Annotated in this window: 27 protein-coding genes and 1 pseudogene; 11 read left to right on the top strand and 17 right to left on the bottom strand. The window is 50.2% G+C overall.

From position 1 onward, the window contains the following. Nucleotides 1-53 precede the first annotated feature (53 nt). The 9 genes and pseudogenes from MTP40_RS05640 to MTP40_RS05600 all read right to left on the bottom strand — a co-directional run bounded on the left by MTP40_RS05640 (nt 54) and on the right by MTP40_RS05600 (nt 7921). Complete coding sequence (locus MTP40_RS05640) at nt 54-857, bottom strand: ADP-ribosylglycohydrolase family protein (protein ID WP_249259963.1); 804 nt, start codon at nt 855-857, stop codon at nt 54-56. Between the two features lie 89 nt (nt 858-946). Continuing rightward, nucleotides 947-1339, bottom strand: a complete 393-nt coding sequence (locus MTP40_RS05635; protein ID WP_223385166.1) for a hypothetical protein — start codon at nt 1337-1339, stop codon at nt 947-949. Further along, nucleotides 1297-1521 (bottom strand): macro domain-containing protein, encoded by a 225-nt coding sequence (locus tag MTP40_RS05630; RefSeq protein WP_249259962.1) that lies wholly within the window; start codon nt 1519-1521, stop codon nt 1297-1299. The genes MTP40_RS05635 and MTP40_RS05630 overlap by 43 nt, the downstream gene beginning before the upstream one ends. A 25-nt stretch (nt 1522-1546) precedes the next feature. Next, nucleotides 1547-2212, bottom strand: a pseudogene (gene sfsA / locus MTP40_RS05625) (DNA/RNA nuclease SfsA). Between the two features lie 333 nt (nt 2213-2545). After that, nucleotides 2546-3271, bottom strand: coding sequence for a MerR family transcriptional regulator (locus MTP40_RS05620; RefSeq protein WP_249259961.1), 726 nt, complete (start codon nt 3269-3271; stop codon nt 2546-2548). A 117-nt stretch (nt 3272-3388) separates the two neighbouring features. Beyond that, nucleotides 3389-3601, bottom strand: coding sequence for an HFLK protein (locus MTP40_RS05615; protein WP_097770682.1), 213 nt, complete (start codon nt 3599-3601; stop codon nt 3389-3391). A 98-nt stretch (nt 3602-3699) separates the two neighbouring features. Continuing rightward, nucleotides 3700-4197, bottom strand: a complete 498-nt coding sequence (locus MTP40_RS05610) for a hypothetical protein (protein WP_097770681.1) — start codon at nt 4195-4197, stop codon at nt 3700-3702. Then, on the bottom strand, nt 4178-5695 hold the full coding sequence (locus MTP40_RS05605; RefSeq protein ID WP_249259960.1) for a Y-family DNA polymerase: 1518 nt from the start codon (nt 5693-5695) through the stop codon (nt 4178-4180). The genes MTP40_RS05610 and MTP40_RS05605 overlap by 20 nt, the downstream gene beginning before the upstream one ends. 171 nt (nt 5696-5866) lie before the next feature. Then, nucleotides 5867-7921, bottom strand: coding sequence for a TIM-barrel domain-containing protein (locus tag MTP40_RS05600; protein ID WP_207697426.1), 2055 nt, complete (start codon nt 7919-7921; stop codon nt 5867-5869). Nucleotides 7922-8008: 87 nt separating this feature from the next. Here MTP40_RS05600 and MTP40_RS05595 point away from each other — a divergent pair, with 87 nt between their 5' ends. Then, a complete protein-coding gene (locus tag MTP40_RS05595) occupies nt 8009-8359 on the top strand; it encodes a hypothetical protein (protein ID WP_156070537.1) in 351 nt (116 codons plus the stop codon). Nucleotides 8360-8554: 195 nt separating this feature from the next. Beyond that, nucleotides 8555-9355 (top strand): SDR family oxidoreductase, encoded by an 801-nt coding sequence (locus tag MTP40_RS05590; RefSeq protein ID WP_156061441.1) that lies wholly within the window; start codon nt 8555-8557, stop codon nt 9353-9355. A 63-nt stretch (nt 9356-9418) separates the two neighbouring features. On the opposite strand, the gene MTP40_RS05585 is transcribed toward MTP40_RS05590, so the two are convergent. Further along, nucleotides 9419-9775 (bottom strand): sigma-70 family RNA polymerase sigma factor, encoded by a 357-nt coding sequence (locus tag MTP40_RS05585; protein ID WP_005934110.1) that lies wholly within the window; start codon nt 9773-9775, stop codon nt 9419-9421. Nucleotides 9776-9964: 189 nt separating this feature from the next. Here MTP40_RS05585 and MTP40_RS05580 point away from each other — a divergent pair, with 189 nt between their 5' ends. Beyond that, nucleotides 9965-10444 carry a helix-turn-helix domain-containing protein gene (locus MTP40_RS05580; RefSeq protein ID WP_242651645.1) on the top strand — a complete coding sequence of 160 codons (480 nt, stop codon included), beginning with the start codon at nt 9965-9967 and terminating at the stop codon, nt 10442-10444. Nucleotides 10445-10566: 122 nt separating this feature from the next. Here MTP40_RS05580 and MTP40_RS05575 read toward each other — a convergent pair whose 3' ends face one another. The 5 genes from MTP40_RS05575 to MTP40_RS05555 all read right to left on the bottom strand — a co-directional run bounded on the left by MTP40_RS05575 (nt 10567) and on the right by MTP40_RS05555 (nt 13749). Further along, nucleotides 10567-11643: a hypothetical protein gene (locus MTP40_RS05575; RefSeq protein ID WP_347562991.1), complete on the bottom strand. Its 1077-nt coding sequence runs from the start codon at nt 11641-11643 to the stop codon at nt 10567-10569. 240 nt (nt 11644-11883) lie between these two features. Then, on the bottom strand, nt 11884-12417 hold the full coding sequence (locus tag MTP40_RS05570; protein WP_156074976.1) for an AbrB/MazE/SpoVT family DNA-binding domain-containing protein: 534 nt from the start codon (nt 12415-12417) through the stop codon (nt 11884-11886). A 179-nt stretch (nt 12418-12596) separates the two neighbouring features. Beyond that, a complete protein-coding gene (locus MTP40_RS05565) occupies nt 12597-12833 on the bottom strand; it encodes a hypothetical protein (protein ID WP_005922522.1) in 237 nt (78 codons plus the stop codon). A 60-nt stretch (nt 12834-12893) separates the two neighbouring features. After that, complete coding sequence (locus tag MTP40_RS05560) at nt 12894-13277, bottom strand: type II toxin-antitoxin system PemK/MazF family toxin (RefSeq protein ID WP_156074977.1); 384 nt, start codon at nt 13275-13277, stop codon at nt 12894-12896. Between the two features lie 85 nt (nt 13278-13362). Continuing rightward, nucleotides 13363-13749, bottom strand: a complete 387-nt coding sequence (locus MTP40_RS05555; protein WP_330220936.1) for a DUF6551 family protein — start codon at nt 13747-13749, stop codon at nt 13363-13365. Nucleotides 13750-14451: 702 nt separating this feature from the next. Between MTP40_RS05555 and MTP40_RS05550 the strand changes: the two genes are divergently transcribed. The 5 genes from MTP40_RS05550 (at nt 14452) to MTP40_RS05530 (ending at nt 17664) form a co-directional block, all read left to right on the top strand. Continuing rightward, the gene (locus MTP40_RS05550; RefSeq protein ID WP_197039582.1) at nt 14452-15036 is read left to right on the top strand and encodes a TnsA endonuclease N-terminal domain-containing protein; all 585 of its coding nucleotides are present in this window, start codon (nt 14452-14454) and stop codon (nt 15034-15036) included. A gap of 163 nt (nt 15037-15199) precedes the next feature. Further along, nucleotides 15200-15802, top strand: coding sequence for an SLATT domain-containing protein (locus MTP40_RS05545; protein ID WP_156074978.1), 603 nt, complete (start codon nt 15200-15202; stop codon nt 15800-15802). Beyond that, nucleotides 15786-15959 carry a hypothetical protein gene (locus tag MTP40_RS05540; RefSeq protein WP_249259959.1) on the top strand — a complete coding sequence of 58 codons (174 nt, stop codon included), beginning with the start codon at nt 15786-15788 and terminating at the stop codon, nt 15957-15959. The genes MTP40_RS05545 and MTP40_RS05540 overlap by 17 nt, the downstream gene beginning before the upstream one ends. Continuing rightward, on the top strand, nt 15943-17253 hold the full coding sequence (locus MTP40_RS05535; protein WP_156074979.1) for a nucleotide-binding domain-containing protein: 1311 nt from the start codon (nt 15943-15945) through the stop codon (nt 17251-17253). Before MTP40_RS05540 ends, MTP40_RS05535 begins: the two co-directional genes overlap by 17 nt. Before the next feature lie 93 nt (nt 17254-17346). Beyond that, a complete protein-coding gene (locus MTP40_RS05530; RefSeq protein ID WP_156074980.1) occupies nt 17347-17664 on the top strand; it encodes a DUF3847 domain-containing protein in 318 nt (105 codons plus the stop codon). A 213-nt stretch (nt 17665-17877) separates the two neighbouring features. Here MTP40_RS05530 and MTP40_RS05525 read toward each other — a convergent pair whose 3' ends face one another. After that, a complete protein-coding gene (locus tag MTP40_RS05525) occupies nt 17878-18690 on the bottom strand; it encodes a PD-(D/E)XK nuclease family transposase (protein ID WP_055185675.1) in 813 nt (270 codons plus the stop codon). A gap of 99 nt (nt 18691-18789) precedes the next feature. Here MTP40_RS05525 and mobQ point away from each other — a divergent pair, with 99 nt between their 5' ends. The 3 genes from mobQ to MTP40_RS05510 all read left to right on the top strand — a co-directional run bounded on the left by mobQ (nt 18790) and on the right by MTP40_RS05510 (nt 20953). Continuing rightward, complete coding sequence (mobQ, locus tag MTP40_RS05520) at nt 18790-20367, top strand: MobQ family relaxase (protein WP_370569161.1); 1578 nt, start codon at nt 18790-18792, stop codon at nt 20365-20367. Nucleotides 20368-20381: 14 nt separating this feature from the next. Beyond that, nucleotides 20382-20555, top strand: coding sequence for a hypothetical protein (locus MTP40_RS05515; protein WP_117554711.1), 174 nt, complete (start codon nt 20382-20384; stop codon nt 20553-20555). Between the two features lie 209 nt (nt 20556-20764). After that, nucleotides 20765-20953, top strand: coding sequence for a hypothetical protein (locus tag MTP40_RS05510; protein ID WP_207684245.1), 189 nt, complete (start codon nt 20765-20767; stop codon nt 20951-20953). Nucleotides 20954-21105: 152 nt separating this feature from the next. Here the strand turns inward: MTP40_RS05510 and MTP40_RS05505 are convergent, their stop codons facing one another. After that, nucleotides 21106-21561 carry a (deoxy)nucleoside triphosphate pyrophosphohydrolase gene (locus tag MTP40_RS05505; RefSeq protein ID WP_207684246.1) on the bottom strand — a complete coding sequence of 152 codons (456 nt, stop codon included), beginning with the start codon at nt 21559-21561 and terminating at the stop codon, nt 21106-21108. Between the last annotated feature and the right edge of the window lie 12 nt (nt 21562-21573).

Below are 21573 nucleotides of genomic sequence, written 5' to 3'. Positions count from 1 at the left end.
GTACGATCTTCAGTTTTTTAAATACAGCTTGGGTTTGTGCAGCACCGACGGTGTCACATCCTGCGCTCAAGGTTCTGCCGGAACAGCTCATACGCTGCCCGCATCTCCTCCGGCAGACGCTTCAAGGTCCCTGCCCGCAGTTCCTGTGGCATCCCGTAAAAGGCTTCGGCAATGCCGCCGGTGATGCAGGCAAGGGTGTCGCTGTCGCCGCCCAGAGAGACTGCATTGCGGAGCGCATCTTCAAAGCTATTGCTTTCCAGAAAGGCAATGATGGCCTCCGGCACGGTCTGTTGACAGGTCTCCACATGGCAATAGTACGGGCGAATTTCATCGCAGGTGCGGCTCAGGTCATAGCCGAAGGTCTGCTCCACATATTGTTTGATTTCCGGCTTGCTGCGGCCGGTGCGTGCCAGAAAAATGGCCGCAGCCGTGGCCTGTGCGCCCTTGATGCCCTCCGGGTGGTTGTGGGTAACCTCGGCGGTCGCCTTGGCCATCTCCAGCGTTTTGTTCAGCGTGTCAAACAGCCAGCCTGCCGCAGCCACCCGCATGGCAGAGCCATTGCCAAAGCTGCCGTAGGGCTGCGGATGCTCCGCACACAGCCACCGACGGAACATCCCGCCGTAACCGGCATCTGGATACACATTGCCCAAACGCCGCATTTCGTACCGCACTTCGTCAAAGGTTTTCTGTGCATCTCCCTGCCCCGCCATCAAGCCCCGTGCCACTGCAAGGGTCATAACGGTATCATCCGTGAAGTGCGATCTTTCGCTCAGCAGGGGAAAGTCCTTGTGCTTGTAATTGTTGTGGTCGAATTCAAACGGACTGCCGACCATATCGCCCAAAATTGCTCCTAACATAAAATACCCTCCGTATCTGTGGTGTTTCGTCTTTCTGACAAGAGGATACCACAAACCGAAAGGCAAAAGGTCAACGGGCAGGCGACAAATCACGCACCCAGCTGTTCCTGATTCCATTGGAACAAAAGGGTGTTGACCTGATTGATGTTATAAATTTTTTGTTCCAGACAGTACCGCACGATCCAATCCCGCTTGGAGCCATCGGAGAAGGCATAGCCTGCGCTTTTAAGCAGGTCGATGGTCTCATCCTCCGACAGATGCAGCCCCACGGCAAAGGCAAGCACGGTCTTCTTTTTGGGGTTGTAGTCCCGGTTGCACTGAATTTTGGAGAAGTGCTGCCGGGAGATGTTGGACTGCTTGTACACGGTGGAATCCTTCAGCCCCCGCTCATCAATGAGCCGCAGCAGCCGGGTGGTGAAGCTCTCGCCCAGGTTGTCCATCAGGTGTTCCAGACTGCGGGCTGCCCGAATGCCGGGGTACACACTGCCCTGCCCGGCTCGCAGTGCCCGATGGCTTCACAGGCGGCGGTCAGCTCCTGCTCCCCTGCTGCCTGATAGATAGCACGGCTGGTGCCGCCGCCCTGCAAAAGGTTCCGGTTCGCCGGATTGACGATGGCATCCGCTGTTACCTTGGTGGTGTCGTTGCGGATCATCAAAAAAGGCATGGTGGTTCCTCCCTCATGTGGTTTTTCACATTTCCCGCTGCTCCACGATTTCCAGACTGTCCCGCCCGACATGGCAGAGCAGGAACAGCACCCTCACACCTGCGGCTTTCGCTTCGGCCAGCGCTGTGCCAAACTCCGGCTGCGTATCAACATTCGGCCTCACCTCGGTGATGCCTTCCATCTGAATTACAAAGGCCACTATGCACCGATACCCTGCCCGCTGCGCCTGGGCTAGCTCGTGCAAGTGCTTCACGCCCCGTTCGGTGGGCGCATCCGGGAAATAACCGATGCCGCCCACTTCCAATGTGCAGCCTTTGACCTCCAGCAGGTATTTCTGTTCGCCCTTTTCCATGTAAAAATCAATGCGGGATCTGCCATAAGCAAATTCCGGCCTGACAAGGTCAAATTCCTGCTTTGAGAGCCATTCTCCTACCACCTTGTTGGGTGCCTGACTGTCTATATTGACCCAACCAAGTTCCTGCTTGTGTACCGCCACAAGGTCGTATTTTGTCTTGCGCTTCGGGTTGTCCGATACTTCCAGACGCACCGCCGCACCGGGCAGCAGCAGTTCCTTTCACCGTCCGGTGTTTTTGACATGGACGGTTTCCACCGCACCGTTCACGTCCACATGGGCAATAAAACGGTTGGGGCGGTCAAGAAAAATGCCGTCCGCGATCTCTCTGTATTTCAATGTTTACTCCATTTTCATTTTTGTCTGATACGCCTGCGCCGTCCGGGCATCAAAGCAGCAGAAGATGACCCTCATATCGTAGTCGGCGTGGTTTTGCAGCCAATCCACCACGGTACAATATCCTCGTACGTTGGTTTCTTGCGAGTATAATACTTCATCCTCTGCACAAGGTCAAGCAGAACATTTTCAACGCTGCATCAATCCTCTGGCTACACGCCAAAACAGGCTCCTGCAAGCGTTTAACCACTGGCAGGAGCCCGTTTATTTCTTACAGCTTCGTCATCCACAGACCATGCAGGTTGCAGTAGGCGTATATTACCACCGACTTTGGGCTTATCGGCAATAAATTTCAATGGCTTTCTGAGCAAATTCTGCCGCGCCCTCTCCCCCGACAGCGTTGATATTCTCTGTAAACTCGCCGCCAGCACCGTACATCTGTCCAAGTTGATACAAAATGGGCTTCGTGCAGGTATAGTAATTCTCGGTGATAAAGTCCTGCAGCTTTTTCACCTGTGCCTGTACTGCGGGGTCTGCCGGTTCTCTGGTTTGCAGCGTTCCGAATGCCGCTACGAGCCCCATCAACTGCTCGTTGATGTTGTCAGATTCCTTCTGCGTCCGCCGGGCATTTTTTGCCTCAAATTCCTGATACTCTGTGGTTTTGCCCCACTCTTTCTTTGCACGTTCTGCGTATTCCTTGATCTTCTGTGTGTCAAATGCGTTGAAGTCCATAACGTTTCCTCCTGTCGTCCGAATCTTCTCCGCAAGAGCGATCAACTTTTCCAGATGCTGTTTTTTCAGGTTCAGCAATGTGATCTGCTGTTCCAGCGCCTTTTCCCGGTCAAACTCCGGGTTTTTCAGAATTTTTCGGATATCCTCCAGTGAAAATTCCAGTTCTCGGAACAGCAAGATCTGTTGCAATCGTTCCAGTGCAGCATCATCATACAGGCGATATCCCGCCTGCGTTCGATGCGCCGGATGCAGCAGACCGATTTTATCGTAATATTGCAGCGTCCGAATGCTCACCTCGGTCAGATTGCTCACTTCCTTGACAGTCATCATTTCGTTTTCCTCCCTTGCGACAAGCTCAGTATACGCTATGACGTAACGTCAGGGTCAAGTGCTTTTTTAGTTTTTTCCGCCGTTTACCACAAGCAGCTCTGCACCGTGGGGATGCCCTCAGCTTCCCATGGCAATAAGCACCAGCACGACCACCACCGCAATGGCGATGAGGCAGCCGCAGCCGCTGCCGTCTCCACCACCACCGCCGCCATTGTTGTGATTTCCGCCGCCACCGCCGGACGAGCCACCAAAGTTGCGGTTGAAGGCCGTCATGTACTGGGCATAGCCCGTGTCGCCTTTGCCGAAATAGCCGTAATCACCGTTTGCCATTGTATTTTCCTCCGTCTGAAGTGTGTTTTGCTTCTTCTGAGGTCATTTTACCAAAGATGATATCCCATAAAGCTCTCTTTCAGAATTTCTTTGCAATGTCATTCTTCTCCGATTCCCAGATACGCATCGATGTCTGTGATGCCCTCCCCGCTGACCTCCACCAGATCCTCAAAGGGCACTACGGTGTCGCCCACCTGAAGGGTGCGGAACACCGGGTCGATGCGGTCTGCTTTTCCGGTCAGCGTGATGTAGTTGCCCACCGCCGGAACCTCCGGGTGGGCGGTATCCTCCTTGAAGTACCGCACCGTGATGGTCATGCCCTTGGTGACCTGCATCAGCCGATCGGACAGAGCCGACATTTCTTCTTCGGTCAGAATGCGCTTGGGCACACGCTCAGTGCGCTGTTTTTCTGCGGCAAGCTGCTCGTCGTAGCCTCGTAGCGGAGAGAAGGGCGAGAATATCTTGGCACGGTTCTGCAAGGTCATGCGGGGGTGCTTGCGGAGAGATTCTTCGGTCTGAGGGCGTTCCATCTCCAGAATATCCCCGTACTTTTGGGCGGTTTCCCGTCCGATCTTGCTATTTTTGTAGTTTTCCATCCGAACCTCCTGCCGAACCTCCCGCGCTGTGCCCGCCGATCTGCGCGTTGCGCTGTCGCATGGTGGCACCTTCCTCATAGCTGCTGGCCTTCAGCACGGCGTTTTTGCCGTACTTGTTCTTGATGCCCAGCATGGCTTGCTGGAGTTTTTTCTCCTTTTCCAGCTTCCTGGTGTCGGTGAAAAAGTCCACCTGATAGAAGCCCTCGTCCGGCGTGACCTTGTTGGCGTTGATGGTAATGCGCCGCACCGTCAGCGCTGGGTTAGTGATGCGCTCAAACAGCTTTGCGCTCTCGTTGATGAGAGTACTGCCCAGATTGGTGGGAGCATCGAACCGGACAGTTCCGTGGGCCGCTTTGGGGATGATTCTGCCGTAGCGGTCGGTCTGGGTCAGACCACGGTAGCCGCCCTTGTCCACGTTCTCCCGGTCGTAGCCTATCTCCAAGGTGATGGATTCGGTCACCAGCTTCTTTTCGGTGAGCCGGAACATCAGCATCTCCGCCATCTCCCGGACAATGAGCTTCGCCTTGTCGTTGGGGTAGGGACAGGTCAGCACCTGCCCCTCGCTGATGCTGTTGGTGCTGGGCTTGTAGCTTTTGATCTCGGCCATGCCGCAGGGCTCATAACCCCATGCGTGGTCGATGAGAATTTCCGCGTCCACGCCGAAAATCTCATACAGACGATCATCCCCGTGGATAGAAAACCGTGCCAGGTCCCCCATGGTGTAGATACCGTGAGCTTCCAGCCGCTTGACCGTGCCGGGACCGGTCATCCAAAAATCCGTCAGCGGTCTGTGGTTCCACAGCAGATACCGATAGGACTGCTCGTCCAGCTCTGCAATGCGGACGCCATCTTTGTCTGCCGGAATGTGCTTTGCCACAATGTCCATGGCCAGCTTTGCAAGGTAGAGGTTGGTGCCGATGCCTGCCGTTGCGGTGATTCCAGTGTTGTACAGCACTTCCCGCACCATGGTCATGGCAAGCTCATGGGCGCTCATCTGGTAATAGGGCAGATAGCCCGTCACATCAATGAAAACCTCGTCGATGGAGTAGGGGTAAATGTCTGCCGGGGACACATATTTGAGGTAGGTCTTGTAGATCTGGGTGGAAACGTCCAGATACCGTTGCATCCGGGGCGGCGCAACAATGTAGCTCAAGCCCAGCGCAGGGTCTGCGTTCAGGGCGTTGGCATCAAAAGAGGTTCTGGCAAAGTGGTACTTGCCGTCCTCTCCCCGGACTGCTTTTTTCTGCCGGATGGCAGTTTGCAGCCGCTGAGCGTTGACCTCTTTCACCCGCTGAACGGCTTCAAACAGCCGTGCTCTGCCGGGTATCCTGTAGGCTTTCAGGGAGGGCGACACCGCAAGGCAGATGGTCTTTTCGGTGCGGGAGGCGTCCGCCACCACCAGATTGGTGGTCAGGGGGTCCAGATGACGGTCTACGCACTCCACCGAGGCATAGAAGCTTTTCAGGTCGATTGCCAGATAGGTGCGCTGCGCTGCCATACTTCAGCCCTCCTTTGCAAAAGTCACAACTATTTATCTTATTATAATAAATCTTTACGCTGTTTTCAAGATAGAACGGCTATTTTATCTGTGATATAGACAACAAAAAAGAGTGGCAGCATTTCAAGCTGAAACGCTGTCACTCTGTAGGAACTGCGTAATGACTGACGATTATCCTTCTACTTTGACCGTAGCGCGATCGCTCTTTGCGTTTCCATCCGCATCCAGCGTGATATGCACAAAATGTTCCGGCTTATCATAATCCTTTGTCTCGCCGTCATCGGTATAGTATTCATAGGATGCACCATCGGGAGCATAGGCAAGCAGGCGCAAGTCTGCAAAATCCACATCGGCAACGCTCTGGATCTTTTTGCCGTCCTTGGCAAGGGGCAGAAGGTGTCCCTTGCGCATAAAGAACACCACTTCATCCAGCTCCACCGGAATGTAATGATGGCCTGCTGGCAGCACGCTGGTTTCGATGCGGTTGCTTTCGCTGCACTTTACCCGCACCTGCAGCATCTCCTCCGGCAGATAAACATACCGACCTCGGGCATTTTGCTCATATACCGGGGCGATCAACAGGCTTTCACCGATCATCACCTCATCCTCCACCCGGCGGGCAAAGTCGTCCTCCGGGAAGGCGAACGCCAACGGCATACAGTACATGCCGTCGTGCAGAGCAGCCTTCATGTACTCGCTGTAAATGTAGGGCAGCAGCAGGTAGCGCAGCTGTAAAATCCCGGCAAAGGCGGCCTTGTTCTTAAAGCGGTAGGGTTCCTGCCGACGGGTGCCGTTGGCAGAGTGGTTCCGCAGCAGCGGGGAGAAGATGCCCAAGCCATACCAGCGCAGCACCAGATCCTCCGTGGTATTGCTGCCAAAGCCGCCAATGTCGGGGCCTTCGTACAGGAAGCCGCACATATTCAAGGAGGGCATCATGTGCAGCGCAAGCAGAATGTGGCTCCACCAAGAATGGTTGTCGCCAGTCCAGATGCCGCCATACCGGTGCATCCCGATGCAGGCAGAACGGGAGTATATCAAAATGCGCTTGTCCGGCTCCAGCCGCTCGAAAGCCTCGCCTGCCGCACGGGTCATGTTATAACCAAAAAGATTATGTACCTTGTCGTGCCGCATACGCCCCTGTTTGGTGTTGTGGTAGAACAGCTTATAATCGTTTTCGTTGTTGGAAAGCTCTGCCACCATGCCGGTAAAAGCACCAAAGCTGGAAATATCCAGGTTTTGCTTGCTGTATTTCTCAATTTGAGCAAAGGTCTTTTTCAGTCTTTCCTCTGCGTAGAAGATAGCAGGCTCGTTCATATCATTCCAGAAGCCCTCGATCCCCTGATCCAGCAGAACTTTATATTGACTGCCAAACCAAGCACGGGCTTCCGGGTTGAGCATATCGGGGAAGTGTACCCGTCCCGGCCACACACCGGCTACAAAGGGGGTGCCATCCTGATTCGTGCAGAAGTAGCCGTTTTTCACGCCTTCCTCGTACACATCATATCCATCTTCGACCTTGACTGCTGCATCGATGATGGGGACAAGATGGATGCCCTGCGCTTTCATCTCGGCGGCAAAGTCTGCAAAACGCGGGAAGCGCTGCGCATCCACCGTAAAGTCCTTGTAACGCTCCATGTAATCGATATCCAAAACCACAGCGTCCAGCGGCATATGATTGGCACGGTAATTTGCCACCACCTCGCGGACCTCGTCCTCGTTCATGTAGCTCCAGCGGCTCTGGGCGTTGCCAAAAGCCCATTTGGGCGGAATATAACTGCGCCCCACCAACTGGCGGAACTGGTGCACAATATCGGTCAGGCTCTCGCCCTCAATGATGTAGAGATCGTAATTTTCCTCGGCCACCGTGATGCGTAAGGTATCCAGGTCAGTGTAGCCGCAGTCAAAGGTGACCTTGCCCGGGTAGTCGATAAAAAAGCCAAATGTATCCTTGCCGGACACGATCATAAAATTATAAGCACCGTACAGCGAGGATTTGCCCTCGGTATGGTTGCCGTCATCGGAGCATTTGCTTTCGTACACCCACCCGCGCTTGTTGATACCACGGACGTTTTCGCCGAGACCATACAGAATATCCTGCGGTTCCATGGCATAGGAGAAACCATCCGGCTCCTTGGTCAGATAGGGTATCGTTTCCATCATGGGCAAAAAAGGACCCACTACACTTTCGGTATCAAACGGTTGACCGTATTGCTTTTTGTAGATCATAGTAAAATATCTCTCCTCTGTTTTTTGAATCGTCACAGTGTAAAACGTACCAACGTATTTCTGATGGACAATTAAGAAACTCTGACATTGGCTGGAGCAATTGGGGCTTCAGCCTATCTGCCGTGGATGCCGATGCGGTCTTTGCTGTCGTTTTCAGCGCAGACGGAGGCGGCGGCTGGAGTTGTGATACGCCAGCGACATGGCTTCAAAGACGAGAAATCCGCACACAAAGCCCATGCCGGCAAACAGCTTTTTCCAGAAGTTCATTTCTTGCACCTCGTCCGCTTACAGCGCCGCATCCATTTCTTCCAACCGATCGATCCAACGCAGGTCGTCTTTTTTCTCCTGCCGCCGGTGCGCACCACCTCAAAGCTGCGTTCTTTCGTAGAAAGCGCACCCTCCACCCGGATCCGCAGATTTAGCTTACAATATAACTAATATAGTATAGTATACTTGCGCAGCGTTTCGATTTCAAGCGCTAATTGGCATTGGCTGTGAAAAAAGAGAGGCCAATCTGCGTAAAAATTTACGCAAGTTGATTCCTGTACTTTTCCACAATCCGGCTATCAGTATAGACAGTCGTCTTGCGATGCGGTATACTCGAATCAGATCAACATTTTCAGGAGGAAAGTCATGGCAGGAGAAACCAACAAGGTCGTCATTGTTACCGGAGGAAGCTCCGGCATCGGACGGTGCACGGCATCCGCTCTGAAAGAGAATGGCTGCATCGTCTATGAGTTCAGCCGCAGAAATATCCCTATGGAGGGCGTCACCCATCTATCCGTCGATGTGACCGATGAAGATGCGGTCAACGCCGCTGTGCAGCAGGTCATCCAAAAGGAGGCCAAAATCGATGCAGTGATCAACTGTGCAGGTTTTGGCATTTCCGGTGCGGTGGAGTTTACGTCCATGGAGCAAGCCAAAGCACAGTTTGACGTAAATTTCTTCGGAACGGTCAATGTAAATAAAGCAGTTCTCCCCTTCATGCGCCATCAAGGGAAGGGGCATATTGTGAACATCAGCTCCGTTGCCGCCGTAGCACACATTCCGTTCCAGACCTTCTACTCTGCAAGCAAAGCCGCCGTTTCTTCTTACTCTTACGCTCTGGCAAACGAAGTCAAGCCCTACGGCATCCATGTTACCGTCGTAGAATTGGGTGACATCTGCACCGGATTTACAAAAGCACGTCAGAAAAGTATTCTCGGCGATGATGAATACGGTGGGCGCATCTCCCGGAGCGTCAGTCAGATGGAGCATGACGAGCAAAACGGCATGGACCCGGCACGCATTGGACGGTACATCGCCGGTATTGTGGAGAAAAAGAATCCGGCAGTCGTTTATGTTGCCGGCGCACAGTATAAATTCCTGAGCCTTTTGTGCAAGCTCCTGCCCGCCGCAGCACGCGGAAAGATCGTGGGGAAAATATACGGGTAACAGGCACATTGCTCCGCAAAGCTGCTAAAAGAGGATATGTACGCCGCCCGCAGGCGGCACCCTTTATTCTCCCGGTGATTCTTGAAGCCAACCTTTGCGCAGCTGATTCAGTGCGTGGGTCTCGAGCCTTGAGACATAACTTCTGCTGATCTGGAGCAGCTGTGCCGTTTCCAGTTGGGTCAGGGGCGGCTGACCCGCCAGCCCGTACCGCAGCAGAATCAGCTTGCGCTCCCGGGCGGGCAGGCCCTCGATCAGCCTGCGCAGCCGCCGGGCCTCGTCCTGCCGCTCACAGGCATCCTCCATGCAGAAACCGTCCTGCAGTACATCGGAAAGGGTCAGTGCGCTGTCCTCCTTTCCCGCTTCCAGTGTTTCCTGCAGGGAAACGACCACACCATTTCTGCGCTCCCTGCGAAAATGCATCCGCAGCTCATTTGCTATCCTCTCCCCAGCGCACTTTGGGATGGAAAAGAGAATCCACCTCTTTCACGCAATGACGTATCTACGTCAAAATGGATTTTTGGGAGCCGAGAGAGCGGTTCCTTTTTTCTGCTTCAGAGGGTGTCATGTGAGGGTTGTGGTCTAACCCCTCTATACATCTTACAGGTAAGTTTGGCAGGCCCCCGCACCACCGTAGAGGCGCAGGCGTTCTACCGTATGTACCACTCTTACGCCGACATCCCGAACCCATGGGACCGTCTGCGTTGGTGCCGCTATGGTCTTGACCTGCTGCAAAAAGAGGTTGCTGCCATGGTTGGCATGGAGGAATGGCTCTATCGGGATCTGGAAAGCGGCATATTTCACCGCAGCTTTACGCCGGAACTTGCGGACAAGCTCGCCGCCCTTTACGGCATCCCGGTGGAGGATATTCTGGACGACTACACCCTGTTTCTGCACCGGGGCGGAAGAGCCTTCCTCCGCAGATACCGGGAGGCAAAAGGCTGGAGCCGTCAGCAGCTTGCCGGCCACGCAAAGGTCAGCCGGACAAGCATCCGCTGCTGGGAAAGCGGACAAAAGACCATCAGTCAGAAGTGCTTTTGCCATCTGATGGAAAACCTTGGTTCCGATTTTCCATCTATGCTTCGCATGTGAGGTATGGTAATTTTTTTCCGGCCAAACGAAAAAGCTCGTCTGCAAGCCACGATATGTGGCAGCGCAGACGGGCTTTCGTTATGGAATCATTCTGTTTCAATTATTCTGATATTCGCTCTGACTTACATGGCGTTCCGTAAAACACACAGTCGTTCTTCAAACGTTGCTTTCCATGCCGGATGCTCGGAGAATACGGTGTGCTCCACCTGACGGACTTGGTTCAGTCCGATGTTCCGCACCGCTTCCACTGCAGCATCTTTTTGGCTCAGATGGCGTTTTCCCACGGTCAGACAGTTTGCGCCTTCTGGCGTGTCGTACTGCTGAAACGCCCGGTTGAAGTCCATCAGGTCATGCAGACGGATGGGCTGATTGGTTTCGTTATCTACCAGCAGACCCCAATTTTCCCAATGACGGTCGGTATTGCCCACCAGATAATCCAGAATGTTCATCATATAGTAGCTGGGAGCATCCAACTCTAAGATCTTATCCAGCGTGTTCCAATCATGGTTCGTGCAGTAGACGTCATAGGCTGCATAGGTCACAAGACTGTATCGCTGAGATGTCATGATTTTGCTGATAGAAACCGGCTCATTTTCAAACATCCCCTGCTCATACAGTACCTGATGGCAGTCAAAGCACCGGCAGATTTTGCTTGCCAGCACTTCACGTTCCACCGCTTCCCTGCCACCATCCTTGTAAAGATAGAAGCCATCCTCTTTTCGCACCCACGCCTTGGGGTACAAGCCGCCCGTAGACAGGTCATTTGCCAGAAGATGGGCGTTTGTCACCGTCATTTGGTGCCCCCGCAGCGCAATATCCACAAGCGCATTGCTTAAGGAGTGTGCAAAAAGGTTGATATCCTCGAATCGAATCTTCTCGTTTTCTTCTTTCACCCAGAACACATCCAGCAAAGACAGACAATGGTAGGATAATGCAATCTGTGCTCGTTCCCTGTCCGTAACACTCTGAGATGCACCGATACTGTTCAGGATCTCCTTGGCGTAGGTGCGATCCAACGTCAACATCCGGGAGGCGCACCAATAGTAAAAGTTCGTTACATTATTGATGCGCTCGTCAAAATCATCCGATTCCACCAGAACCAGATCATAGGGCATGAAATCCTCGAGGCAGACCCTGCATTCCCCTGTCGTGCTGAGTTGTGCCACACAGCTTTCCCGGTGCATGATCTCGTAAAACATGGTTTTCATCCCTCCCTGCGTTCTGTGTCTTGCTCTGTATTTATATTACCTTCTTTTTTCACGGGACGCAAGAGCTTTTACTTTTCAAAAAGCTTTTTCTGCTGCTCTATCAGGACGGTTTCGATACGCTCTTTCAGCAAAAAGTGGAACTGTTTTGGGTAATAGCACAGATATTTGTCGAGGATCGTATCGATACTTGCTCTATCAATATTCACCTCAAGCTGCTTTCCGTATGCAGCGTCAAATAATTTCCAGCCATTTGTGATCCTCCGCCATTCTTCCCTGCGTCTTTTCAACAAGCAGAACCGGGTCATATTCCGGAACGCCAACAGCATCCAGATAGTAATCCAAGCCCTTTCGTGTTTTCGGAATGCATCGGTCTGCCAGAAAGGCCAGGAAGTCTTCCCATGAGGGCGTTTCGTTCACACCAAACGCAGTATCCAGTATTTCGTCAACTTTGTTTTCGATGCAGATCTGCTCCGCTGTAAAATCTGCCAAAATCACGGTACACAACGTATCTCTGTCATAATACCGATATTCTTTCAGCTGATGTTCTTTCTGTTCTGCATTTCTGCGGAACAGTTCCGAGTCTGTTGATGCAAGCGGTCGGACGGTGATTTTTTCACCGTCAAAAGAAAGTTCTACCCGGTTATCTTTCTGGATTCCCATCGCACGAAGCCACACTGCCGGGAGATTGACCGAATACTTTTCTGCATTCTTTCCTGCTGTTCCCCCGGCTTTTCTTCTCATAATTTTCACGCTGCGACGATTCATGCACTTCACCTTCCCTTGCAAAAAGAATACCATATTGGCCGCCAACAATCAATGATTTTATTTTGTCAGCAAAATTCCAAAAACTTATGTAACGCAAAAAGCCCCACGCTCAACACTGCCTCTGAATCTGACCGTCTCTGGTCAGAGCAGAAAAGCATATGTTGAGCGTGGGGCTTTGTTTATCGGCTCGGCTGCCAGCCGGGCTTTTGGTGTTCTTTGGGTTTGTAGGTTCCTTTGGTAGTATCGATCACCGCCTGCAGCAATTCGAGCTTCTGCCATGTGGGGCAGTTCAGACGGTCGATTTTTTCGATCACATAGTTGGCGTGGGCGGTTGCGACCCGTTTTCCGAGTTCGTCCCATCCCTCTTTCGTTTTGGGGTAATGTACCACCACTTCAATGGGGGCACTCTTTCGCATGGCTCACTCACCTCCGGTTACATCGCTATCACCTCATTTTTACGGGTTACTGGTTGTCCGCTATTCGCTGCGGTTTCCGCTCAGAACATTCAGAGCCAGACTGACCAGCAAAACCATATCAATGCGGAGCATTTCAGCCTTGCTGGCATAGCCCATAAAGCGTTCGATGCGGGATTTATCGATCGTGAAGATCTGCTCCAGAAGAATCATGGACGGTTCTTCAAAGGCAGGGTTGGAATCCACCAGCACATGGGTGGGCTGGTTTTTCTTCTTTTCCGTCCGGGTAGTAACAGTTGCAACGATCAATGTAGGCGAATGACGGTTTCCAATGTTATTCTGCAGAACCACCACAGGACGTTTTCCGCCCTGTTCCGAGCCGATATGCGGCTCCATGTCTGCATAGTAGATGTCCCCTCTGAGATATCTCCAATTGTTCGGTAACATAAAAATCAACCTCCTTTTTATGTAAGAAACAGCCGCCGCAGACGGATACCACGACGGCTGTTGTTCAGGAGGTAAAACGAAACTGTCAGTTTTTCAGCGGCAGGCTCATCTCACGGCTGGCACCGTTATAGATGCGAAGAATCTGCCGCATGTGGCGGTTTGCAGAACTTCCGGTGTCTTTCTGAGCCAGCTGCGTGATGGTTTTCGGATGTGTCCTTGCCAGCTGCTGCACCAGGCGCTCCCGGCTGTACTCGCCCTCGTATACGGAGATGAAGCGGGCCACACCCCGGATCACACCGGCAAGGTAGGCGTCTACATTGCCCTTCCACGCCTCGTTGATGATGTGAAGCATCTCGACGTAGCGCTCACAGCCATACTGTTTGTACAGCTCGTATGCCGTTTCGATGCAGTAGATTTTCCAGGGTGCCCGGATGCCGTCATAGGCAAATTCCACACCGGCATTCGACGTGATCCACCTTTTTTGTGGTCTTACGGTTCATTTGCGTACTCCTTTTCGCTGATATATAAAAACGCCGTCCGTAGTTACCCTCGAACGGCGTTTGGAAAAGGTTTTGTATGGTTTCTCTTAATTTGCCCCCGGCACCCCTGAGAAAGGGAAACATTCAGGTGTTGGATTTGCACAACTTCATTGGCCTCTCGGCCACCCCGTCTTCTTTATGACCGGGCCGCGAATTACGGAAGTATCATTATCTGGAAGTACCTGAAGCTGCATATTCAATTTTCAAGGTCCGCCCGGCTGCGGCTCCCGCTCCCTTTCGGAGCTGGGCCGCTGCCGTGACAATAGTGTATCGTACTTTCGAGCAAAAGTTTATGGACTCGTAGTCCAAGTCACCCACCCTCTTAGTCTATATATTGTATACAACAGTCTCAAAAAGCAAAAAAATCCCGCCTGAAGAGCAAAACCTTCGCTTTGCCCTCAGACGGGATGTCTTTCGACACGACTGTTATAAATTCAAAAAAGCTCTTGACCTGAAGTCAACTTTAAGGATTATACTGAACCTGTCAGAAAAATTTTTGCCGCTCTTATGCGGCATGTATGATGATAAAGAAGAATTCTCTGCACACCAACTTTTTATGCTCTGCCCACTTTGTTTCGCTGTAGTGATCGTCTGATAAAGGAAAAAGTTCTTTAGGACGAAGTCATGCAGATATCTTGTATTACACTATCATCCCGACAATTTTCCATGCACTGTTTGATGTGACCGCAATTCAGAAGACAGAAGATAGAGATGTTGTACTGCTCCGTGAGCCGAAGGATGCAGCGTATTATGAGTTCTCCGCAAAGGATGATCTCGTGATTACGAATAAATACCCCGGATTTACGCCAGATGAAGTGCTCAAGAGCTTCCATGCGGATACATACTGCTTTGATTCGCTTCCCGAAAAGGAATGCTTCTTCCAATATATCAAGAGTGATAAGGTACAGGAAGTGTACTTTACCGGAATGTTCACCTCGAACCAAGGTGATCTCTCCGTATACTACTATGATCCTGAATCAGGTCGTATCCGGCAGTATTATCCTGACTTCCTCGCTAAAATGAAGGACGGCACTTACCAACTGATTGAGGTGAAAGGCGACAACAAAATCGATGATGTTGTCGTGCAGGCAAAGAAGGAGGCCGCGCTGGAGATGGCAGCAGCCAGTGGAATTAAGTATGAAATGTACGCAGGCAGCACCATTATGAAAACGCATATTCTTGAAAGTCTTCCAGTTCAGCAAACCAATTTGCTGCCGTAGTTACACAGATGCACCCGCTCAAATGAACGGGTGCATTTTTCATATCATAGGAGTATTTGACATTTCGTTGCAAAAGTGATGTGCTGATGAAAACACAATAAGATGTGGAATGAGATTCCAAATTCCACAATATTTAGATTTCTCGTAATATAGGGAGGCTTTCATGAGCGATAACACAAACGAGTATCAAGTATTGCTAGATATTGTCCGGCAAAACTACGCGAGTGTCGTTTGGACACATAAAATTCAAATAAAACAAGCTGATATTTATGCCACTCGTTATAGGCGACTTGAAAATTTCAACGTTATATTGGCGGCTGCAACATCATGTGGAGCAGTTTCGATTTTTGCGGATCAAGATTCTTTCGTACTAAAGATTGCAACAGTTATCCTTTCGTTCATTACAACTGCCGTAACAACATACCTAAAATGTTTTGATTTGAAAGCAATGGAAAAGCAACATAAAGATGCTGCAGAACATTTTCTTGTCGTTCGCAACGAACTTCTGCATCTAATTGGAGAAATTCATATGCAGGAAAAGTCTGTTAACGAACTGGATGAAAAATTCCATGGGATTGAAGAAACGCTTAATGCTCTGTATCTTTCAGCTCCATCAACAACGGATGATGCTGTTGTAGCTGCGTCAATAGCACTCGGAACTAACAAGGATTACACTTATACAAATGATGAAATAGATCGTTTTCTACCTCCCACACTCAAGGGAACCATAAAGAAAAAGGAGTATGTCGATGGCACTAGCAACTAAGGTTGGCGGATTTGATGTCCTTTGTTCAAACATTGAACTTGATAACTTTGACGAAAAGGATTACACTTATACAAATGATGAAATAGATCGTTTTCTACCTCCCACACTCAAGGGAACCATAAAGAAAAAGGAGTATGTCGATGGCACTAGCAACTAAGGTTGGCGGATTTGATGTCCTTTGTTCAAACATTGAACTTGATAACTTTGACGAAATGGAAAAGTCCTCAAAATCTATCGCCAAGAAATTAAATAGTGTATATTACGATTTAGATAACGATGATACCTCCCATTTGTATATCGTTGGCTCTGTAGGAAGAAAGACAGCAATAAAAGGTAGCAGTGATCTTGATATTCTGTTTGACTTACCATCTGATACATATAAGAAATTTGATGCATATGAATCAAATGGACAAAGTGCATTACTCCAAGAAGTAAAAAAGTTCTTGCAAGAGCGCTATCCTAAAACAGATATAAGTGGCGATGGACAAGTTGTTGTTATAGAATTTAGCCGCTATACAGTTGAACTTGTCCCGGGGTTCAAACAGGCTGACGGTCGTTTCAAATACCCGGATACAAACAATGGTGGAAGTTGGAAATATACTGACCCTCTTCCAGAACAAGACACATGCCAAGAGAGCGACAATAACTCTAACGGCATATACTTTGATTTTTGCCATATCCTTCGCAAGTGGAAAAATGAGCAGGGGTTTAAATTTGGTGGATTGTTAATTGACACGCTTGTCCATGACCACTTTGAGGACAACGAATTCTATAAGGACTCATCAATTGATGATTACTTTGACATTCTGGAAAATCTGTTTTCGTACTTGAGTGAACAAGACAAAGAAAGAACGTACTGGTATGCGCTTGGAAGTAATCAGCAGGTACTGAACTCTGGAAATGGAGCTTTCGTAGACGAAGCCAGTGATGTGCTAGAAAAGATCGATGTTGCAGAGCAAGAGGACAATGTTTCGGCTACCTTACAGGAAATATTGGGCACCGAATATCCTGTTGAACAGCGAGTTCTGGAAAAAGCAGCATTTGCAACACGTTCTTTCGAACACACAGAGCAATTTATTCAGAATCTGTTCCCGGTAGACATTCGATATTCCTTGTCAATTGATTGTGAAGTCAAGCAAAATGGTTTTAGAGAAAAAATGTTAAGCGCAATTCTTCGTGACAGGCAGATATTAAGACATAATAAGCAATTGAAATTTTTCATTTCTGAAACAGACTGCCCCGAACCTTATGATATATATTGGAAAGTAAGGAATGTGGGTCCTGTTGCTGAAAGTAAAAACTGTATCCGTGGCCAAATCGAAAAAACAAATTTACATACTCATCGAGAGCATACAGATTTTCAAGGCAGCCACTATGTTGAATGCTATCTGGTGAAAAATAATATTTGTGTTGCCAGAGCACATATCAGTGTGCCTATTGGAGTAGCTTGATATCGTTTCTTGAGTTGCATTCAAACTTCATCTTTTTTACAAAGAAGGACATTCTTTTGTGAGAGTGTCCTTCTTTACTATCTGGAGGGAAAATTGGACTACGAAAATACAAAACTTAAAAATCTCCGCAGCGAAAAAGCCAAAGTAGAACAGAAGCTGCGCTCTTGCCAGCACCGGGAGAAGATCCTTGAACGCCAGATGTCAGAGCTGAATCGGAGAGAACGTGTGCATCGTCTTTGCACCCGTGCCGGAATGCTGGAAAGCTTTCTGGTCTGTCCGGGAGAGCTGACCGATGATCAGGTGATGGAGCTTTTGAAGATCTCGTTCCGTCAACCGGAAGTCGTGCTGGCTCTTGCAAAGATGGTGCATGATGTTCACGAACGCAGCAACGTCCAAAACCCTTTAGAATAAAGGGCGCAATTATACACCGTTCCGGTGAAATTGCGGTCTTGCAGACGGCTCGATGAAATCGAAGCTGGCGTTTGTGCGCCAGCCCGATTCCATCCCAAGGAAAACTGCATTTTCCTTGCGCTGCTTTGCAGCTATCCTTTTGCCCGCTACCATAAAACACGCATGAAAAAGCCGATTGGAAACAGCAACATTTCCAATCGGCTTATCTTTTTGTTAGGCAGATTTCTTTTCAGCTAATGCCCGGACTTCCTCAATTGAAAGGTCGGTGTACTTTGCCACCTTTTCACAAGGCACACCATCTGCCAACATTGCCAATGCGTGTTTGACCGATGTTTCATGCTCGGTTTCATCCCGCATCTTTTCCATAGCTCTGCACATAGCTGCCACTCCCTTCGTATCTTCTTTAAAATAACGAACTCTCTGTGCCAAAATGGAATAATTCATATCCTTTGAGTTGGTACAGAAAAAGTCGTGCATCAGTTTTCCTAATGCGGTTTCGTCCTTGATTTGTGAGTTCACATAAACGATGTGCGCCTGATCGTTGAAAGCCGTTCCAGTTTCCCGAACTGTACGGTCAACATGATAAATTGGAAGGCCTGCCTTTAATACGTCATTTTCCGTGATAAAGATAACGTATGTTTCGTTCAGCGCATCATAATCATCGCCCGCATCAGTCAGGTTTGCATCCAACAGACTACTGTTATACCGTGCGCGCTTTTCACTCGCACCACGGTCACTGCGCTGCACCTCAATATTATATGCACGGTTTTCCCGATCCACTGCCAAAATATCCAATCGGACTGAACGCCCTTGCAGATTTTTGATGCTGTACTGGCCGTGAACCTCTTTGACGGTCAAATCATCCCGTTTCAAGATGATCTGCAAAAGAAACTCAGCACAGGCACGTTCTTCAAACACCGCAGCCATGAAATCATCATCAATCAACCGCAATCCACACAACCGCTGCAAATCTTCTTCATGTTTCCGTTCAAAATCCAGTTCCTGTTGTGATTTTCTTTCCGACATTGGCTCACCAGCTTTCTGCTTACTTATCCAAAATAATAGTACCATAATTCCGTGATTTTTACAAGAGAACGATTCAAATGTCATCAGGAGGTGATGCCTATTCCGTGTCCGCATTTCAAAATCACCATCGTCAAGCGCAGCCAAGGGCAGTCCGCTGTTGCCGGGGCCGCTTACCAGAGCGGCGAACGGCTGTTCAGCGAGTACGACCAGAAAACGAAATTCTACAACAAGAAGAAAGAACTTGTCCACGCCGAAGTCATGCTGCCGTCCCATGCACCACCCGGATTTGCAGACCGGGCAACCCTCTGGAATGCCGTGGAAGCCGTGGAAAACCAGTGGAACTCCCAGCTTGCCCGACGCATCGTGCTGGCGTTTCCGGTGGAGGTGCCGAAAGAACAGTATCTCTCCATGATACAGGAATTCTGTCAGGAGCAGTTTGTTTCCAAAGGGATGATTGCTGACTTTGCCATCCACGACAAGGGCGATGGGAACCCACACGCCCACATTCTGCTGACGATTCGGGCAATGGACGAACATGGCAAGTGGCTCCCGAAAGCCCGCAAGGTTTATGACCTTGATGAAAATGGAGAGCGCATCCAACTCCCATCCGGCAACTGGAAATGCCACAAGGAAAACACGGTGGACTGGAACGACCAGAAGTACGCCGAGGTCTGGCGGCACAGCTGGGAAACCATCACCAACCGCTATCTGGAAGCCGCTGGCAGACCGGAGCGTGTTGACCTCCGTTCGTTTGAACGTCAGGGAGTGCAGCAGATTCCGACCGTGCATCTCGGCCCCGCTGCTCACCAGATAGAAAAACGTGGGATAGAAACCTTTCTCGGCAACCTGAACCGGGACATTCGTGCCGCCAACAGCCTGATGCAGTCCATTCGTAACACCATCCGTGGGCTGCAACGCTGGATCGCAGACCTGACCGAAAAGAAACAGCTTCTTCTGGACGCTCTGGAAAAGGCGAAAGAACCCACGCTGTCCGACCTGCTGGTGGACTACTTCAACCTTCGCAATGAGCAGCGCAGCGATTGGTCTGGCAAGGCAAAACTGAAATGCACTGTCCGGGACTTTGAGGAAGTCAAACAGGCGGTGGACTATCTGAAAGCACATTCCCTGAACACCATCGAGGATTTGGACACTGCAATTTCTAACCTGAATCAGACCGCCGCCCCTCTCCGCAGGCAGTTGAAGCAGAACGAAAACCGTATGCGGACAATCGCCCAGATCAAGGACGCTGCTGCCGTCCATGCCAAGCTGAAACCTGTCCACGATACCTTTATGAAGAAAAACTTTAAGCTGACCAAGGACGCTTATGCCGCCCAGCACAAGGAGGAAGTGGACACCTTCAACAAAGCCGTCCGCACTCTGATGAAACTGAACGGCAGCACAGCGGTGAATTTTTCGGCATTGGATGCCGAATTTTCTGCGCTGCAATCCAGCAGCGCAGAGCTGCGCACCCAACTGGAAACCTTGCAGCCGGATATATCCGCCCTGAAAAATATCCGCAAGTATATCGACATGGTGCTGAATAAACAGCAGCTTTCTGCACCGGGCGGTAAGACCCCGGAGAAGGAATCGGTGCTGAAAAAGCTGGAAGAAGTCAAGGCGGCGCTTGAACAGAAAAAATTACAGCCCCAGCAAAAGGCAACTGAACACACATTGTAAAAGGAGAAGCACAAATGAGCAAAACTATCACTCTGACCGAACATCGCCCCGCTGACGGACTGTTGACCATGCGAGTCAGAAACACAACTTACAACGTCAACATCTTTTTCAATCCGAATGCAAAGAGCACATTGGATACTCAAATGCGAAAAATCATCCAAAAAGAAGCGAAAGCTGGCAATTTTTAAATTTGCAGCAGCATCTTGATTTTTTATCTTGACAAAATGCAGCCCAACGGTAACGCAGATTTTACCGCAATTTGATGACGGCAAGTTCTGGATGTTCTCGGAAGGCGGGAGAAAGTTCATCGGACTGGAAAAGAACAGTCACGTCTTCCTTGCCATTTACGACAAGTACGATGGTTTTGGCAATCTCAGAAGCCTGCAGGTCACCGGCGATGGTCGAGCCTTTCTCGGAGGAGTACAACGCCCATGCTGCTTTCAAGAAGATCCCGCTGGACGCTCTGAAAAAACTGCCCTCACCGATGAATCTGATCTGCGTGACGCCTACCCGCATCGATGCTCTGTTCTCCGATTTCAAGAAAGACGGTTACAGCGTCCGGCAGGTCCTGCATCAGCTTGCGTGAACAGAATTAGCTAAATCAACCAATAAAGGCCTCCGAATCTCTTTCTTATTAGGAAAAGATTCGGAGGCCTCTGTTTTACGATTTTTTCGGAATAGCGGCTTTCACCAGCAGCGTCATGGGACGGCCCAGTTCATCTTTCATTCCGGGAATCCTCAGCATCTCTGCAGAGGTTCTTTGTCATATTCGCTGGTATGGAGTGGTTTCACTGGCTGCATTGAGCTTCTGATAACATCCAAAATGGTCTGATCCGCCGGGAGCCACGGAACAGAATCAAACTCCTCCTTCGTCAGCCACCGCGCAGCTTCCGCTTCTTTCAGAACAAGCTCGCCGGAAACCACTTCACACCAGAAGCAGTCCATGGAAAGATGAAACGCCGGATAATCGTACTCGACCGTACCAATCCGGTCACCCACGGCGATTTCCGTGTCCAGTTCTTCTTCGATTTCCCGCTTCAGAGCCTGCTGCGGGGTTTCGCCCGGCTCGATTTTGCCGCCCGGAAACTCCCACTGGCCTTTGTAGTCGCCATAACCGCGGGCGGTAGCATAGATTTTGTACTTTTCCTGCATGGAGTCGCAAATCACAGCGGCCACAACACGAATCGTTTTCATAACGTTCTCCTT

This window comes from Faecalibacterium sp. IP-3-29, assembly GCF_023347335.1.
Lineage (GTDB): Bacteria > Bacillota > Clostridia > Oscillospirales > Ruminococcaceae > Faecalibacterium > Faecalibacterium duncaniae.
The sequence above is the reverse complement of the archived record's forward strand: the minus strand, read 5'-3'. Positions and strand labels throughout refer to the sequence as shown.

Coding starts and splice junctions, on each gene's coding strand:
- MTP40_RS05640 (WP_249259963.1), bottom strand. CDS start 857: ATGTTAGGAGCAATTTTGGGCGATATGGTCGGCAGTCCGTTTGAATTC.
- MTP40_RS05630 (WP_249259962.1), bottom strand. CDS start 1,521: ATGCCTTTTTTGATGATCCGCAACGACACCACCAAGGTAACAGCGGAT.
- MTP40_RS05620 (WP_249259961.1), bottom strand. CDS start 3,271: ATGATGACTGTCAAGGAAGTGAGCAATCTGACCGAGGTGAGCATTCGG.
- MTP40_RS05615 (WP_097770682.1), bottom strand. CDS start 3,601: ATGGCAAACGGTGATTACGGCTATTTCGGCAAAGGCGACACGGGCTAT.
- MTP40_RS05610 (WP_097770681.1), bottom strand. CDS start 4,197: ATGGAAAACTACAAAAATAGCAAGATCGGACGGGAAACCGCCCAAAAG.
- MTP40_RS05605 (WP_249259960.1), bottom strand. CDS start 5,695: ATGGCAGCGCAGCGCACCTATCTGGCAATCGACCTGAAAAGCTTCTAT.
- MTP40_RS05600 (WP_207697426.1), bottom strand. CDS start 7,921: ATGATCTACAAAAAGCAATACGGTCAACCGTTTGATACCGAAAGTGTA.
- MTP40_RS05590 (WP_156061441.1), top strand. CDS start 8,555: ATGGCAGGAGAAACCAACAAGGTCGTCATTGTTACCGGAGGAAGCTCC.
- MTP40_RS05585 (WP_005934110.1), bottom strand. CDS start 9,775: ATGCATTTTCGCAGGGAGCGCAGAAATGGTGTGGTCGTTTCCCTGCAG.
- MTP40_RS05575 (WP_347562991.1), bottom strand. CDS start 11,643: ATGTTTTACGAGATCATGCACCGGGAAAGCTGTGTGGCACAACTCAGC.
- MTP40_RS05570 (WP_156074976.1), bottom strand. CDS start 12,417: ATGAATCGTCGCAGCGTGAAAATTATGAGAAGAAAAGCCGGGGGAACA.
- MTP40_RS05565 (WP_005922522.1), bottom strand. CDS start 12,833: ATGCGAAAGAGTGCCCCCATTGAAGTGGTGGTACATTACCCCAAAACG.
- MTP40_RS05560 (WP_156074977.1), bottom strand. CDS start 13,277: ATGTTACCGAACAATTGGAGATATCTCAGAGGGGACATCTACTATGCA.
- MTP40_RS05545 (WP_156074978.1), top strand. CDS start 15,200: ATGAGCGATAACACAAACGAGTATCAAGTATTGCTAGATATTGTCCGG.
- MTP40_RS05540 (WP_249259959.1), top strand. CDS start 15,786: ATGGCACTAGCAACTAAGGTTGGCGGATTTGATGTCCTTTGTTCAAAC.
- MTP40_RS05535 (WP_156074979.1), top strand. CDS start 15,943: ATGGCACTAGCAACTAAGGTTGGCGGATTTGATGTCCTTTGTTCAAAC.
- MTP40_RS05525 (WP_055185675.1), bottom strand. CDS start 18,690: ATGTCGGAAAGAAAATCACAACAGGAACTGGATTTTGAACGGAAACAT.
- MTP40_RS05515 (WP_117554711.1), top strand. CDS start 20,382: ATGAGCAAAACTATCACTCTGACCGAACATCGCCCCGCTGACGGACTG.
- MTP40_RS05510 (WP_207684245.1), top strand. CDS start 20,765: ATGGTCGAGCCTTTCTCGGAGGAGTACAACGCCCATGCTGCTTTCAAG.
- MTP40_RS05505 (WP_207684246.1), bottom strand. CDS start 21,561: ATGAAAACGATTCGTGTTGTGGCCGCTGTGATTTGCGACTCCATGCAG.